The sequence below is a fragment of the Nocardioides convexus genome (assembly GCF_011090295.1).
This window is the reverse complement of the sequence record NZ_JAAMYA010000001.1, coordinates 773,885-788,715: the sequence shown is the minus strand read 5'-3', so window position 1 is coordinate 788,715 and position 14,831 is coordinate 773,885. Positions and strand designations below refer to the sequence as shown.

Annotated in this window: 15 protein-coding genes and 4 pseudogenes; 15 read left to right on the top strand and 4 right to left on the bottom strand. The window is 73.9% G+C overall.

What is annotated here, in order from left to right:
- Nucleotides 1-18 precede the first annotated feature (18 nt).
- From G5V59_RS35940 to G5V59_RS05845, 4 genes are all read right to left on the bottom strand, one after another.
- Entirely contained in the window at nt 19-321 is a 303-nt protein-coding gene (locus G5V59_RS35940; RefSeq protein WP_341350870.1) for an HAD hydrolase family protein, read from the bottom strand.
- An 11-nt stretch (nt 322-332) separates the two neighbouring features.
- Nucleotides 333-515, bottom strand: a complete 183-nt coding sequence (locus tag G5V59_RS35935; RefSeq protein ID WP_341350869.1) for an HAD family hydrolase — start codon at nt 513-515, stop codon at nt 333-335.
- 39 nt (nt 516-554) lie between these two features.
- Entirely contained in the window at nt 555-1,244 is a 690-nt protein-coding gene (locus tag G5V59_RS35930; protein WP_341350868.1) for an ACT domain-containing protein, read from the bottom strand.
- 131 nt (nt 1,245-1,375) lie between these two features.
- Nucleotides 1,376-2,005, bottom strand: coding sequence for a hypothetical protein (locus G5V59_RS05845; protein WP_278255877.1), 630 nt, complete (start codon nt 2,003-2,005; stop codon nt 1,376-1,378).
- A 64-nt stretch (nt 2,006-2,069) separates the two neighbouring features.
- Between G5V59_RS05845 and G5V59_RS05840 the strand changes: the two are divergent.
- The 15 genes and pseudogenes from G5V59_RS05840 to G5V59_RS05770 all read left to right on the top strand — a co-directional run bounded on the left by G5V59_RS05840 (nt 2,070) and on the right by G5V59_RS05770 (nt 14,831).
- A pseudogene (locus G5V59_RS05840) lies at nt 2,070-2,835 on the top strand (ABC transporter ATP-binding protein).
- Nucleotides 2,836-2,884: 49 nt separating this feature from the next.
- Nucleotides 2,885-3,418 (top strand): hypothetical protein, encoded by a 534-nt coding sequence (locus G5V59_RS05835; RefSeq protein WP_278255876.1) that lies wholly within the window; start codon nt 2,885-2,887, stop codon nt 3,416-3,418.
- A pseudogene (locus tag G5V59_RS05830) lies at nt 3,376-4,471 on the top strand (SPFH domain-containing protein). Before G5V59_RS05835 ends, G5V59_RS05830 begins: the two are co-directional and overlap by 43 nt.
- Nucleotides 4,472-4,519: 48 nt before the next feature.
- A pseudogene (locus G5V59_RS35925) lies at nt 4,520-4,606 on the top strand (sulfite exporter TauE/SafE family protein); the annotation flags it as partial.
- Between the two features lie 97 nt (nt 4,607-4,703).
- On the top strand, nt 4,704-5,978 hold the full coding sequence (locus G5V59_RS05820) for a sulfite exporter TauE/SafE family protein (RefSeq protein ID WP_278255874.1): 1,275 nt from the start codon (nt 4,704-4,706) through the stop codon (nt 5,976-5,978).
- Between the two features lie 350 nt (nt 5,979-6,328).
- Nucleotides 6,329-8,644 carry a hypothetical protein gene (locus G5V59_RS05815; RefSeq protein WP_278255873.1) on the top strand — a complete coding sequence of 772 codons (2,316 nt, stop codon included), beginning with the start codon at nt 6,329-6,331 and terminating at the stop codon, nt 8,642-8,644.
- Entirely contained in the window at nt 8,626-8,793 is a 168-nt protein-coding gene (locus G5V59_RS05810; protein WP_278255872.1) for a hypothetical protein, read from the top strand. The genes G5V59_RS05815 and G5V59_RS05810 overlap by 19 nt, the downstream gene beginning before the upstream one ends.
- A 14-nt stretch (nt 8,794-8,807) precedes the next feature.
- Nucleotides 8,808-9,587: a hypothetical protein gene (locus G5V59_RS05805; RefSeq protein WP_278255871.1), complete on the top strand. Its 780-nt coding sequence runs from the start codon at nt 8,808-8,810 to the stop codon at nt 9,585-9,587.
- A complete protein-coding gene (locus tag G5V59_RS05800; RefSeq protein WP_278255870.1) occupies nt 9,581-10,234 on the top strand; it encodes a hypothetical protein in 654 nt (217 codons plus the stop codon). Before G5V59_RS05805 ends, G5V59_RS05800 begins: the two co-directional genes overlap by 7 nt.
- The gene (locus G5V59_RS05795) at nt 10,162-10,938 is read left to right on the top strand and encodes a class I adenylate-forming enzyme family protein (RefSeq protein WP_278255869.1); all 777 of its coding nucleotides are present in this window, start codon (nt 10,162-10,164) and stop codon (nt 10,936-10,938) included. The genes G5V59_RS05800 and G5V59_RS05795 overlap by 73 nt, the downstream gene beginning before the upstream one ends.
- On the top strand, nt 10,895-11,572 hold the full coding sequence (locus tag G5V59_RS05790) for an AMP-binding protein (RefSeq protein WP_278255868.1): 678 nt from the start codon (nt 10,895-10,897) through the stop codon (nt 11,570-11,572). The genes G5V59_RS05795 and G5V59_RS05790 overlap by 44 nt, the downstream gene beginning before the upstream one ends.
- Nucleotides 11,569-11,862, top strand: coding sequence for a hypothetical protein (locus G5V59_RS05785; RefSeq protein ID WP_278255867.1), 294 nt, complete (start codon nt 11,569-11,571; stop codon nt 11,860-11,862). Before G5V59_RS05790 ends, G5V59_RS05785 begins: the two co-directional genes overlap by 4 nt.
- Before the next feature lie 173 nt (nt 11,863-12,035).
- On the top strand, nt 12,036-12,479 hold the full coding sequence (locus G5V59_RS05780; RefSeq protein ID WP_278255866.1) for a hypothetical protein: 444 nt from the start codon (nt 12,036-12,038) through the stop codon (nt 12,477-12,479).
- A pseudogene (locus G5V59_RS35920) lies at nt 12,479-13,498 on the top strand (MFS transporter); the annotation flags it as partial. The gene G5V59_RS05780 and the pseudogene G5V59_RS35920, both read left to right, overlap by 1 nt.
- A 682-nt stretch (nt 13,499-14,180) precedes the next feature.
- Complete coding sequence (locus G5V59_RS05770; RefSeq protein ID WP_278255865.1) at nt 14,181-14,831, top strand: substrate-binding domain-containing protein; 651 nt, start codon at nt 14,181-14,183, stop codon at nt 14,829-14,831.

Genomic DNA, 14,831 nt, shown 5'->3' with positions numbered 1-14,831 from the left:
TGAGCCGACGCCGGAGCGTCAGTCCAGCGGGGGAGCGGGTGTGACGATCCCGGCCTCGGCGTCCGCGGCCTCGATCTCCTCGCGGCTGATGCCGAGCAGGTACATGATCGAGTCGAGGTAGGGCACGTTGAGCGTGGTGTCCGCCGCCTCGCGCACGACCGGGCGGGCGTTGTAGGCGATGCCCAGGCCTGCCGCGTCGAGCATGTCGAGGTCGTTGGCGCCGTCGCCGATCGCGATGGTGGCGGCGATCTCGATGCCGAGGTCCGCGGCGAACTCGCGCAGCGCCTCCGCCTTGCCGGCCCGGTCCACGACCGGTCCCACGACCTCGCCCGTCAGCCTTGCCGTCGACGATCTCCAGGGTGTTGGCCCGGGCCCGGTGGATGCCCAGGCTCCTCGGCCAGCCGGTCGGTGATCTGGCTGAACCCGCCGGAGACGATGGCGAAGCGGTAGCCGAGGCGGCGCAGCGTGCGCACCAGGGTGCGGGCTCCCGGGTTGACCACGATGGCGTCGTACACCTGGTCGAGGACGGTGGCGTCGAGGCCGGCGAGCAGACTTCACCCGCGCCCGCAGCGACTGCTCGAAGTCGAGTCTCGCCGCGCATCGCCCGCTCGGTGACCTCGGCGACCTCCGCGCCGTAGCCGGCGTGCTCGGCGAGCATCTCGATCACCTCGCCCTGGATGAGCGTGGAGTCGACGTCCATCACGATCAGCCGCACGCCGTGGCGCAGCATGTTCGCGGCCTGGACCGCGACGTCGATGCCGTGGCGGGCGGCGTCGCCGGCGAGCAGCGTGCGCAGCCGGTCGGGCGCCGCGCCGGAGACGTGCAGGCTCGATGGCGGTGACGGGATAGCGGGCCATCCGCTCGATCCGGTCGATGTTGCCGCCGCAGTCGGCGATCCGGCCGGCGATCGAGGCCATGGCCGAGGCCTTGAGCGGCGAGCCGATGACCGTGACGTGCGCGCGGTCCTGCGACCGACGGCGGTTGTCGCCCGAGCCGCGCTCGATGTCGACGCTCATGCCCAGGGCCTCGACGGTCCGGGTGACCGCGGCCCGCAGCCGCTTCGTGTCGCGCGGGGCGGTGACCAGGACACCGAGCACCAGGCGCCCGCGGATCAGGATCTGCTCGGCGTCGACCACGGCGACCCCCGACTGCGCCAGGGTCTCGAGGACCGCCGAGGTGACCCCGGGCCGGTCGGTGCCGGTGACGGTGATCAGGAGCGTTTCGGGGGAGTCGTGGAGGCTCATCGCGGGTGCAGGCTATCGGCTCCGGACGACCTCAGGCCGACGGTGGCCAGCCGTCGGGCGAGCACGCCGCGCTCAGGGCCCGGCGCGCGGCCTGCTCCAGCGGCTCGATCGCGGCGCGCCGCGCCGCCGCCTCACCGGCGCTCACCGCGCCACCGTCGTCGACGAGGGCGAGGTTCGCGACCGCCTCCAGGTGCAGCGCGCGCCCGGCGAGGTCGACGCAGCGCGCGGGCGTCCCCACCGGCGCCGGCAGCGGTACGGCGGAGCGCAGGTCGTGCAGACTCGTCGGCCACCTCCGGCCGCCAGGCTCGCCACGTCCAGGCTCCGCCAGCGCGTTCGCCGCCGCCAGCAGCGCGGCCCGCAGCCCACGGTCGGCCTCGCCGAGGTCGGGCGGCGGGCGGCGCTCGGCGGGCAGCAGGGTCCACTCGACGGCACGCCCGACCTGGGCCGGGACCAGCGCCTTGCCGGCGCCGAGGAGCAGGACCGCCTCGCCGGCCTCGATGGCGGCGGCGTTGAGTCTCGCGCGGCCCGCGCAGGCCCGCGGGGTCGCCCGGCGCCGGGAAGGTGGCCGCGATCGCGGTCGCGCCCTTCGCCCGGGCGTCGGCGAGCTCCAGGAGCAGGGGAGCGGAGCCGTCCGGTCCGCCCACGACGTGGGTCACGTCGTCGCCGAGGACGGCGTCCAGCAGGTCGTCCGGGCCGATCCGGCCCTGCAGCCAGGCGGTGCCCCACCAGGCCAGCCGGGCGGAGACGGGCAGTCCACTCACGGCGTCAAGGTACTCGTTAGGGTGGCCAGCATGTCCGCCGTTCTCGAGCCTTGCCGAGGTCACCATCCGGCGTGGCGGGTCCACGCTCCTGGACCGGGTGAGCCTGGGTGGTGCGCGAGGGCGAGCGCTGGATCCTGCTGGGGGCCAACGGCGCCGGCAAGACCACCCTGATGCAGGTGGCCGCCGCGCAGGTCCACCCCACGACCGGCGCCGTCGGCGTGCTCGGGGAGCCTGATCGGCACCGTCGACGTGTTCGAGTCTGCGCCCGCGCATCGGCGTCTCCAGCGCGGCCATGGCCGAGAAGATCCCGCGGCAGGAGAAGGTCCGCGACGTGGTCCTCTCCGCGTCGTACGCCGTGCTGGGGAGGTGGCGCGAGGAGTACGACGACGTCGACCACACCCGCGCCGACGCGCTGCTGCGCGAGGTGGGCGTCATGCACCTGGCCGACCGCACCTTCGGGACGCTGAGCGAGGGAGAGCGCAAGCGGGTGCAGATCGCCCGGGCGCTGATGACCGACCCCGAGCCTGCTCCTGCTCGACGAGCCCGCCGCCGGTCTCGACCTCGGCGGCCGCGAGGACCTGGTCTCCACGCTCTCGGTGCTCGCCTACGACCCGTCCTCGCCCGCCACCGTGCTCGTCTCCCACCACGTCGAGGAGATCCCGCCGGGCTTCACCCACGTGCTGATGCTGCGCGACGGTGCCGTCGTGGCGCAGGGCCCGATGAGCGAGACGCTGAGCGCGGAGACGCTGTCCGCGACCTTCGCGATGCCGCTGGTGCTCGAGGAGCACGACGGCCGGTACGCCGCCCGGCGCCGGCTGCGCCGGGGCTGAGTCCTTCCCTCGGACCCATGGCCTAGGGTTTCGGCCATGGACTGGCTGCGTGAGCACCTGTGGGAGACCTGGCTCGGGGTCTCCATCGCGCTCGCGCTCGCGGAGCCTGCTGAGCCTCGACCTGTTCCTGCTCATGCTCGCCGGCGGCGCGCTCGCCGGGATGGGCACCGCGGTGATCACCGACAGCATCGTGGCCCAGGTGCTGGTGGCCTCGGCCGCCGCCCTGCTGCTGCTCGTCGGCGTGCGACCACCCCTGGTGCGCCGCCTGCACGGCGGCCCCGACCTGGTCCTCGGCCCGGCCAGCCTGGTCGGCGCCCACGGCATCCTCACCGAGCCGGTGGGCGAGCACCGCCCGGGCCGGGTCAAGATCGGCGGCGAGAGCCTGGCTGGCGGTCTCCGCCGGCGCCGAGCCCGCGATCGCGATCGGCCGCTCCGTCGAGGTGGTCTCGATCGTCGGCGCCACCGCGCACGTGCGCGTGCTGCCCGAGCCGCCCGCCCTGCCGTCCGCCCCCTCGTCCGACACCGCCTAAGGAGACCTCCATGGTCGTGCTCGTCGTCCTCATCCTGCTGCTGCTCCTCGTGATCACCGTGATCGCGAAGGCGATCCGGGTCGTCCCGCAGGCCTACACCGGCATCGTCGAGCGCTTCGGCAAGTACAAGGAGACCCTGCCGGCGGGCCTCAATTTCGTGGTGCCCTTCATCGACAAGGTGCGCTACACGATCGACCTGCGCGAGCAGGTGGTCGCCTTCCCGCCGCAGTCGGCCATCACCGAGGACAACCTGACCGTCGACATCGACACCGTCATCTACTTCCAGGTGACCGACCCGATCGCGGCGACCTACGAGATCTCCAACTACATCCAGGCGATCGAGCAGACTGACCATGACCACGCTGCGCAACGTGGTCGGTGGCATGGACCTCGAGCAGACCCTCACCAGCCGCGAGTCGATCAACAGCGGCCTGTCGGCGGTCCTCGACGAGACCACCGGTCGTTGGGGGATCAAGGTCAAGCGCGTGGAGATCAAGGGCATCGAGCCGCCGCCCTCGATCAAGGACGCGATGGAGAAGCAGATGCGCGCCGAGCGCGACAAGCGCGCGCTAGTCCTCACCGCCGAGGGTGCCCGCCAGTCGGCGATCCTCACCGCGGAGGGCAACAAGCAGTCCGCGATCCTCAACGCCGAGGGTGAGCGCGAGGCGCAGATCCTCGCCGCGCAGGCCGACCGCGAGGCGCAGATCCTGCGCGCCCAGGGTGAGGGCCGGGCCATCCAGACCGTCTTCCAGGCGATCCACGACGGCCAGCCGGACCAGGGCCTGCTGGCCTACCAGTACCTCCAGATGATGCCGAAGATCGCCGAGGGCGACGCCAACAAGGTGTGGGTCATCCCGTCCGAGATCACCAAGGCGCTGGAGGGCCTCGGCTCCTCGATCCACGAGATCGCGGGCATCCCGAAGCAGACCTCAGGCCCGCTCAAGCGCGTGGACATGGGCCCGACCGAGCCCGACCTGTCCGCGCCGACCGGCACCAGCGAGGCGGTCCAGGAGGCCATCGCCGAGGCCGAGAGCGCCGCCTACCCGGGCAAGACGCCGGGTGAGCCGCCGGCGCCGCCCGCGCCGCCCGCGCCGCCGGCCGAGTGAGCCCGCTCGAGTCTCGCCGCGATCCTGCTCGCCGGCGTCGGCGCCGGCATGATCAACGCCGTCGTCGGCTCGGGCACGCTGATCACCTTCCCGACGCTGCTCGCCTTCGGGGTGCCGCCGGTGACGGCCAACATGTCCAACAGCCTCGGCCTGGTGCCGGGCGGCGTGGCGGGGGCGGTGGGCTACCGCCGGGAGCCTGGTCGGCCAGCGAGCCCTGATCACCCGGCTGCTGGTGTTCTCCACCGCGGGCGGGGTCGTGGGAGCGGTGCTGCTCCTGGTGCTGCCCGCGGGCGCGTTCGAGGCCGTCGTGCCGGTGCTGATCCTGCTCGGGATCACGCTGGTCGTCGTCCAGCCGCGGCTGTCGCGCTACGTCGCGGCGCGGGCCGCCCGGCGCGAGCCGGAGCCCGCCGTCACCGCACCCGGCCCGGCCGCGGTGCCGCGGTGGGTGCTGCTCGCCGCCTTCGGCACCGGCATCTACGGCGGCTACTTCGGCGCCGCGCAGGGCGTCATCCTGATGGGCCTGCTCGGCATCGGTATCACCGAGTCGCTGCAGCGGCTCAACGGCGTGAAGAACGTCCTGGTCTCGGTCGTCAACGCCGTGGCCGGTCTGGTCTTCGTGGTCGTCGCCGCACTGGGCCTCTTCGGCACCGAGGCGGAGATCGACTGGCTGATCGTCGCCGTGATCGCCGTCGGCTCCGTGATCGGCGGTTTCGCCGGCGCGGCCGTGGGCAGGAAGGCTTCCCCCGCTCGTGCTGCGGGGCATCATCGTGGTCGTCGGCCTGGTGGCCGTCACCGTCATCGTCGTCAGCCTGACCGGAGGGACACCGCCATGTCGACACCGCCCTGGGGCGAGGAGCCCGACCCGAACCAGACCCAGCCCGCGCCCCAGCAGCCGCCGCCGGGTCAGCCGTCGCCGTACGGCCAGCAGCCGCCCTACGGTCAGCCGCAGCAGCCCTACGGCCAGCAGTCGCCCTACGGCCAGCCCCAGCAGCCCTACGGCCAGTACGGCCAGCAGCAGCCCTACGGCAGCCTACGCCTACACCGCTCCGCCGCAGACCAACGGCATGGCGATCGCCTCGCTCGTGGTGAGCATCGTCGGCCTCGGGCTCTGCTGCGGCGGGCCCAGCATCGTCGGCGCCATCCTCGGCCACGTGGCCCGCAAGCAGATCCGCGAGCGGGGCGAGGGCGGCGCCGGGCTGGCGCTGGCCGGCGTGATCGTCGGTTGGATCGCGTTCGCGATCTTCGTCGCCGTCGCGATCTTCTACACCGTCGCGATCGTCTACAGCGCCTCCGAGGGCTGACCGGGCTACTTGCCCCGGTTGAGCACCAGCGCCGCGACGCCCGCGCCGACCGCACCGGCAGCGACGCCGACGAGCGCCCCACCCTGCAGCCTTGGGTACGCCGCCGGAGGCGATCTCGAGCGCTCCGCTGGCCACGTCCGCGCCGTCCACGGCGATCCCCACGACGGTCAGGTTGCGGCGCAGCGCGCCCCTGGACGCCAGGGTGACCGCGCCGAGGGCGATCTCCCGGGCGCCGAACATCCGCCCGAAGATGCCCAGGCTGCGGGTTGGCGGCGGGCGTGACGCCGAAGAGCCGCGCCGCGGTCGAGGGAGCGAGGAGAGCGATGACGCCGATGACGATGCGGCCGATCGAGAGTCCGGTGACGGGTTCCATGGCCGGAGACTACTGGCCGACGGGGCCCCGCGCGTCCGACCACGGTCGGAGAATGTGACGACCGCCGCACCGTGATTCGAGATCCCTGAACGTTCCGTCGGACTTCGCGAACCGGCCCCCGGAGCGGCCTGTTCCACCCGCAAGGTTGAGTCACCAACAAACTCGATCAAAAAGGTGGACATTGTGAACCGGCCCCTCGTCGTACTCTCCTCCGTCTCCTCCGACTCGCACACCTGGAACCTGGTGTACCTGCAGCTGCTGCTGGAGGAGAACGGCTGCGCCGTCGTCAACCTCGGCGCCACCACGCCCGACGACCTCGTGGCCGACGCGCTGCGCGAGCACCGCCCGGACGCACTGGTGATCAGGCTCGGTCAACGGCCACGGTGCGATCGACGGTGCCCGGGTCGTGCGCCGGCTCGCCGCCGACCCGGTCACCGCCTCCGTGCCGGCGGTCATCGGCGGCAAAGCCTGGGCGTCGCCGGTGCGCTCGGCCTGGACGCCGAGGCGGCCCTGCTCGCGGCCGGCTTCCACGCCGTGCTGAGCGACCCTGTCCAGCCTGGTCGACACGATCGCGGCCCTCGCCGGCGAACGGCGTCCCGAGCCGGTCAGCGCCTGAGCCATGGGGTACGTCGACCTGAGCTCCTACGTCCGCCGGGCGGCCACGCAGCGCGAGACTCGTCGTCCAGCCGCGGATGGGCATGGCCTCCCCGGAGGAGATGCGCGCCGGCCTGCTGGCGGTGCGTGACCTGCCGGCGTGGACGGCCGGGACGATCACGCTGGACAGCCTACACCCGTGTGGGCGACCTGGCCGGCGCGCGGGCGGCCCTGGACCAGGGCTCCGCCCTCAACGGCTACCCGCTCGTCAGCCACGGCGCCCGGGTCGCTTCCTCCGTGGCGGGCGCGGTGGCCGAGGACATCCCGGTGCAGGTGCGTCACGGCTCCTCCGACCCGCGCGCGATCTTCGCGACGATGGCCGAGGCGGGGCTCTTCTGCAGCGAGGGCGGCCCGGTGTCCTACTGCCTGCCCTACGGGCGCACACCACTTCCTGTCGCGGTCGCCGCGTGGGCCGAGGGCAGCGAGGAGCTGGCCGCGGCCGCCCGCGCGGCCGGTGAGGTCGCCCACCTGGAGACCTTCGGCGGCTGCCTGCTCGGGCAGATGTGCCCGCCGTCGTTGCTGGTCGCCATCAGCGTGCTGGAGGCGCTCTTCTTCGCCCAGCACGGGGTCGGCTCGGTGTCGCTGGTCTATGCCCAGCAGACCTCGCACGAGCAGGACGTCGAGGCGCTGCAGGCGCTCACGACCCTCGCCGCGGAGCCTGCTTCCCAGCGGGGTGACCCGCCACGTCGTGCTGTACACCTACATGGGCGTCTATCCCACGACCGCCCGCGGGGCGCGGCGGCTGCTCGCCCGGAGCGCCGCGCTCGCCGTCGCCGGCGGGGCGCAGCGGCTGATCGTCAAGACCGAGGTCGAGGCGGTGCGGATCCCATCGGTCGAGGACAACCTGCGGGCGCTGGCGCTCGCGGCCGAGGCCGGCCGGGCGGCGTACGCCGAGCGCGGCGCCGGCGCCGTGCCGGGGGGCGGCTCCACCGGGATCCTCGAGGAGGCGCGGACCCTCGTGCTCGCCACGCTCAGCGAGTCCAGCAGCGTCGGCGAGGCGCTGGAGCGCGCGTTCGCCAAGGGGCTGCTCGACGTGCCCTTCTGCCTGCACGCCGACAACGCGGGCCAGACCCGCAGCGCGATCGCCGACGACGGGCGGATCGAGTGGGTCCGCACCGGGAGGATGCCGATCGCCCCCACCCGCCGGGCCACCGCCCGCGGGGTGACCTCGACGGGCCTGCTCGACATGCTGCACCAGACCGCGCGGCACGAGGACGACCACGGGCGCGCATCCGTCGCGATCGTCGGTGGCGGACCGCGCGGGCTCTCCGTGCTGGAGCGGCTCGCGGCACGACTGGCGCAGGAGGTTCCCGAGCAGGGGCTCGACATCCACCTGCTCGACGACGTCGCGGTCGGCAGCGGCCGCATCTGGCGGCCCGACCAGTCCGCGTTGCTGCTCATGAACACCGTGGCCGGCGAGGTGACCATGTTCTCCGGGCCTGCCGACGACGGCCCCGCCCGCGCCGGTGCCGGCCCGGCACTGGCCGAGTGGTGGAGCGAGGTCGACCCCGAGCGCGCCGGGCCGGACGCCTTCGCCTCCCGTGCGCTGTACGGCCGCTACCTCGGGTTCGTGCTCGACTCCGTCGAGGCGGGCCTGCCGGACGGCGTGCGCCTGCACCGCCGGCAGACCCGGGTGCTCGGGATGCGCCGGCACGGCGAGCAGTGGCGGCTGCAGTGCGCGGACGGCGAAGAGCCTGTCCGCGGACCGGGTCGCGCTGTGCACCGGGCACCCGCGACCCGCCCCCTCGCCCGACGCCGGACTCGTGCCGGCGGACTCGGCCGCCGACCTCGACCTCGGCGGGATCGGCGCCGGTGACGTGGTCGGGGTGCGCGGCCTGGGCCTGACCTTCTACGACTCGCTCGCGCTGCTCACCGAGGGCCGCGGTGGGCGGTACGTCGACGACGGCACCGCCCTGCGCTACCTGCCCAGCGGCAACGAGCCGCTCATCGTGGCGGGCTCGCGCTCCGGCGTACCGCTGCGGGCGCGGGGGTGAACCAGAAGCCGGCGGTGCACGCCTACCGTCCGCGGGTGTTCACCCCGGAACGGGTGGCCGCGCTGCGCCGCGGCCCGGCGGCGAGCCTTCCGCGGGGACGTGCTGCCCTGGGTGCTCGCCGAGATCATGGTCGTGCGTGCCGAGGCCGAGCTGCGCCGCAGGCTCGGCCGGCCGGTGGCGCTGTGCACCCCCGAGGGAGCCTGGTCGCGGTGAACCGCGACGCGGACCCGTGCCGGGCCGTGGGGGAGATCGCGCGCCGGCACGGGCTGACGAGCGAGGTCCCCGAGTCTGGAGGCGATGGCGCAACCCTTCCGCGGGCGGAGCCTTCGCGAGCCCGCAGGAGTACACCTCCGGGCTCGTCGAGTCTCGTGACCGAGGACCTGGTGCTCTCCGCCGAGGGGAACGCCGACGGACCGGTCAAGGCGGGCCTCGACGTCCTGCGGGACGTGCGGCAGGCTCATCCGGGACGCGGTCGACCACGGCGGGCTCACGGCGGCCGCGCACGAGGAGGAGTTCGTGCGCTGGTTCGAGCCGCTGGTCTCCGCCCTCGCCGCGGGTCCGCCCCGGGACCGGCTGCGCCAGCCTGCTCGCCCTCGTCGACAGCGGGGTGGTGCGCCTGCTCGGTCCCGGCTTCACGGTGGAGCGCGCGGCGGAGGGTCTCGTCGCGTCCTCGCCCGTCGTCGCCGGTTCCCGCACCCGGATCGACGTCCTGCTGGACGCCCGCATCCCCGGGCCGGACCTGCGCACCTCGCGCGATCCGCTGCACCAGGGCCTCGCGGGCGCCGGCGTGCTGACCTCCTGGGTCAACCGCTCCGGCGGCGACTACGTGACCGGGAGCGTCGCCGTCACCGGCTCGCCCTTCCACCCCGTCGACGCGGCGGGCGAGGCCGTGCGCTCGCTGTACGTCCTCGGCATCCCGACCGAGGGCTGCCGCTGGTTCATGCAGGTCGGCAGCGGCCGGCCCGGGCCGTGGGGCTCCTTCACCAGGGACGCCGACGCGATCGCGGGCGACATGCTCGCCGGGGTGCGCCCCGTCCGTGGTCCCTGCCGCCAAGCGGTACGACGAGCGGGTCGCGCTGTGAGCGCCGGCGGATCGTCGTACTGGGACGCCCGGGACACCCCCGCCCACCACGAGTTCCGGGCGGCGCGCGACCTGCTGCTGCGTCACCGCACGGACCACGAGCGGGTGCACCGGGAGTTCCGGTGGCCGCGCCCGCAGCACTTCAACTGGGCGTTGGAGTGGTTCGACGTGATCGCCGCGGGCAACGACCTCGGCGCGCTCGCGCTGCACGACGTGGAGGGTGGGCAGGTCGGGCGGTACACCTACCGCGAAGCCTGTCCGCGATGTCGGACACGCTGGCCTGCTGGTTGGCCGACCAGGGCGTGCGCCGGGGACAGCGGGTCGTGCTGCTCCTCGGGCAGCGACTGGTGTCGTGGGTGAGCCTGCTCGCGCTGCTCAAGGTCGGTGCGGTCACCGTCCCGCTCTACACCAGCCTGCCGCGTGACCAGGTGGCCGACCGGCTGCTGCGCGGCGAGGTGGACCACGTGATCGTCGAGCCGGCCGCCCGCTCCCGGGTGCGCCCGGACGACGTACCGGGGCTGCGGGTCGTGGTCGGCGCGGCGCCCGGCGAGGAGGACGGCTGGCTCCCGCTCCCCGCCCCGCGGACGGGGGAGCACCGGCCCTTCGTCCCCGACGGTCCGACCCCGGCCGGCGACCTGGCCTACGTCTACTTCACCTCGGGATCGACGGCGGCGCCGAAGATGGTGGGGCACACCCACGCGAGCCTACCCGATCGGGCACCTCAGCAGCGTGTTCTGGAACGGGCTCCAGCCAGGCATCAGGCACGTCAACGTCTCGGCGCCCGGCTGGGCGAAGCACTCCTGGAGCAGGCTTCTTCGTGCCGTGGACCTCCCAGGCCGAGCCTGGTGGCGGCGATCGAGCCGGTCCCGGCCGAGCGGCTGCCACGCTTCCTCGCGCGCACCGCGGCCACCTCGCTGTGCGCGCCGGCGAGCACGTGGAGTGCCCTCACCCCCCCACCTCGACCAGGCGCCGGTCCGGCTCGCCGAGGCCACCAGTGCGGGGGAGTGTGCCTCGCCGCAGGTGGTCGAGGCAGTGCGCCGCGCCTGGGGCGTGGTCGTCCGTGACGGCTACGGGCAGACCGAGACGACCTGCCTGGCCGGCACCAGCCCGGGGATGAGCGCCCCCGCCGGCGTGGTCGGCAAGGCGATGCCCGGCTACCGGCTCACCACGACCGCCACGGACGAGATCGTCGTGGAGATGACCGAGGACCCGGTCGGCGTGACGGCGGGCTACCTGCCCGACCTCCGGCGCCCGACCCGGTACTGGCACACCGGTGACGTCGGTGCCGTCGAGAACGGGTGGCTCCACGTCCTCGGCCGTGTCGACGACGTCTTCCAGAGCCTCCGGGCACCGGGTCTCGCCGCCGGAGCCTGGAGGACGCGATCGCTGCTCACCCCGCGGTGGCGGAGGTCGCCGTCGTGCCGCTGCCGGACCGGCTGCGTGGGCTGGCGCCGGTGGCCGTCGTCGTACCCGTCGCGGGGACGCCCGTGGGCCCCCAGGCTGCGGCACACCCTGCGGGCGCACGTCGACGACGTCGTCGCCGACGCGCTGCGCCCGCGCGACATCGTTCTCGCCGCCGCGCTGCCCCGGACGCTGTCCGGGAAGGTACGCCGCGCTGCGGTGCGTGACTGGGTCGCCGCCGGCGCCCCGGGACCCGAGCTCGCCGAGTCTCACTCCGAGAGAGAGGAACTGAGATGACCACCACCCCCCTTGCGAGCGCCGCGCCGTTCCTGCAGAGACTCTTCCGCGACGGGGTCCCCGAGGACCTCGCCTTCGAGCCGATGCAGGGCGACGGTCGCCAGGACATCGACATCCACCGGCTCTACTCCACCGCGCAGACCGGCAGCACGGGCCCCTCGGCCGGGATCGTGCGCTACCACCCCGGTGCGAGCGCCGCACCGCACGTGCACCCCGGCTTCGAGCCTGATCTACGTCTTCGACGGCGAGCCTGGAGTTCGACGAGCGCCGGTTCGGCCCCGGATCGGTGATCGTCATGGAGCCGGGCAGCGCCCACGCGCCGGCGAGCCCGACCGGGTGCACGCTGCTCGTCGTCTGGGAGCAGCCGGTGGCCCGGGCCTGAGAGCCAGGACACCTTGCGCATGCCCATCGTTCCCCTATGTAATGGGTTCAACCGATTAGTACTCGATCCGGGAAGAGACTCATGAGGCACACCACGACCGTCATCGCGGAGCCCGAGGCCCCGCCCGCCGGCTCGACCGGCTCCCGCCACCGCTGGGTGGTCCTCGGCATCGGGGTCGCCGCCCAGGCGAGCCTTCTCCGCTGCCTTCTCCGGCATCCCGGTCACGGGGCCGACCATGCAGAGCGAGTACCACCTCTCCACCCATGCCCTCGGTCTGGTCCTCGGCTGCATCGCGCTGGGGATCGCGGTCTCCGAGGTCGGTTGGGGAGTCGCCACCGACAAGTACGGCGAGCGCCGGATCCTGCTCACCGGGCTCATCTCGACCGGACTCCTGCTGGCACTGATGGCGCTCGCCGTCGTACCGACCTCCGCGGGGGTGCCCTCCACCGTCCTGCTCGGCACGACCCTGCTGGTCGTCGGCATCCTGGGCGGCAGCGTCAACGGCGAACTCGGGACGTGCTGTGATGGCCTGGTTCAAGGACGGCCAGCGAGGCTTCGCGATGAGCATCCGGCAGACCGCGATCCCGGCCGGCGGCGCGATCGGCACGGCGCTGCTGCCGTGGCTGGCCTCGACAGCGGGCTTCCGGGCGGTCTACGCCGTGCTCGCTGCCTTCTGCCTCGTCTCGGCCGCCGCGACCTGGCGTTGGCTGCGCCGGCCCCCCGAGGCCGAGGCCACCACCCCGGCGGGACCGGTCGTCGCGGTGGGCGCCAGCGCCCGAGAGGTCCTGGGTGACCGCCAGGTGCTGCGGCTGGCGATCGCCAGCGGCCTGCTCACGGTTCCGCAGTTCGCGATCCTGACCTTCGCCGCGGTCTTCCTCCACGATGCCAAGCACGCCGGGATCGGCGCGGCGGCCGCCACCATCCTGGTGGTCCAGGTCGGCGGTGCGGCAGCCCGGGTCTGGAGCGGTCGCTACACCGACAAGCACGGCAACCGCCGGGCCTACGTGAAGTTCATCGGCGCGGCCACCGCGGTGGCGATGGTCGTCGCGGCGTGCCTGGTCGACGCCCCGACGCTGCTGGTCGCCGCCGCGCTGGCCGTGGGCGGCCTGCTCGCGAACGCCTGGCACGGCGTCGCCTACACCGAGATCGCGACGATGGCCGGCACCGAGCGGGCGGGGACCGCGCTGGGCCCGGAGAACACCACCGTCTTCGCGGCCGCGTTCCTCACCCCGGTGCTGCTGCCGGTCCTGCTCACGGCCAGGCTCGTGGTCCGTGGTCTGGGCGGTGGCCGGTCTGTGTACCTTGGCAGCGGTGCCGCTCACCCCGGGCGCCGCGACGAAGGGCGACTCGTGAGTCCACGCCCCGCAGCCTCACCGGACTTCCGGTTCGACACCGGCCGGCTGTGCCTGGACCTCGTCGCGACCGTCGGTGCCCGGCTCTCCGGCGCCCCGGTCGAGCGGATGACGGGACCGGGCCGGCTTGCCCTGTGGCTGAGGACCAGCGGCCTGGTGACGGCCGACGAGCAGGACGTCGTCGACCCCACCTGGGTCGAGGCCTTCATCGAGCCTGCGGGGCGTGCTCCACCGCCTGGTCCACGCCCGGGTCGACGCCCGCGCGCCCGACCCGGCGGACCTGGACCGGCTCAACGCCCTCGCCCGCGGACCGCTCCGGCCCCGGGAGTTCGTCAGCGGAGTGGGCCGCCCGGGCTGGGGGAGCGCCCTCGCTGCCCGGGGCCCTCGCCGCGGTGGCTGCGGACGCCGTCGATCTGCTCGGTGGGGCCGACGCGGACCGGCTGCACGAGTGCGAGGGCCCGACGTGCGACCTCGTGTTCGTCGACGCCTCGCGGGCCCAGCGACGTCGTTGGTGCTCGGGTGGGTCCTGCGGCAACCGAAGCCGTGTCGCCCACCACCGCCGCCGCCAGGCGAGCGGCGCCTAGCCCGGCGTACGCCGGGACCCCCCTCACCTTCCCGGGAAAGGAACGGCCGATCCGGCTCGGGACCGGCCAGGTCAGCATGGAGACGAAATGGCTCGAGACCTTCGTTGCCGCCGCGCAGGCCGGTACCTTCGCGGCCGCGGCGACCGACCTGCGCTACGCGCGCTCGACCGTCACCGGTCACATCCGCCAGGCTCGAGGCCGTCGTCGGCGTCCCGCTCTTCGTCCGCGAGGGCGCCAGCGTGACGATGTCGGAGGCCGGCAAGGACCTCCTCGAGCATGCGCCCACCATCTTGCGCAGCCTCGACAACGCGCTCGCCAGCGCCCGTCGGGAGCGCGCCAGCGACGGTGCGCGCTTCGGCGCCACCGAGTTCGGCTGCTGCTACCACCTGCCCGGCCTGCTCAAGCGGCTGCGCCTGGACGCCGGGCCGATCGCCTCGAAGGTCACCGCCGACACCCCCTGCCGGCTCTCGGACCGGCTGCGTGACGGCGACCTCGACATCGCGCTGATCCCGCGCGCCACCGAGATCGGCCAGGACGCGGAGATGACCGAGAGCCCCTTCCTGCGCCGGAAGATCATCCGCCGCGAGGCCCTTGCCCTGGTCGCGAGCAGCCCGCAGATCGAGCGCTCGCGCACCGTCCTGGCCGGCCCTGAGCAGTGCGTGTGCCGCACGGCCACCGAGCGCGACCTGCTGACGGGCTTCCGCTCCGACTACCAGGTCCTCCAGGTCACCAGCCTCGACGCCGTCCGTGCGAGCGCTCTGGCCGGACTGGGACTGGCCGTGCTGCCCATGATGATGATCAGCGAGGACCCGGCGGCCAAGCGGCTCCACCGGCTGCCCTGGACCACCTCGCTGACCTGCGTCCTCAGCCTGGAGTGGCGCACGGACCGGGCCTCGGCCCGGGTCCGCGAGTCGCTGGAGATGATCTCCGGGCTGCGCTGA

Coding starts and splice junctions, on each gene's coding strand:
- G5V59_RS05785 (WP_278255867.1), top strand. CDS start 11,569: ATGACCACCACCCCCCTTGCGAGCGCCGCGCCGTTCCTGCAGAGACTC.
- G5V59_RS35930 (WP_341350868.1), bottom strand. CDS start 1,244: ATGAGCCTCCACGACTCCCCCGAAACGCTCCTGATCACCGTCACCGGC.
- G5V59_RS05780 (WP_278255866.1), top strand. CDS start 12,036: ATGAGGCACACCACGACCGTCATCGCGGAGCCCGAGGCCCCGCCCGCC.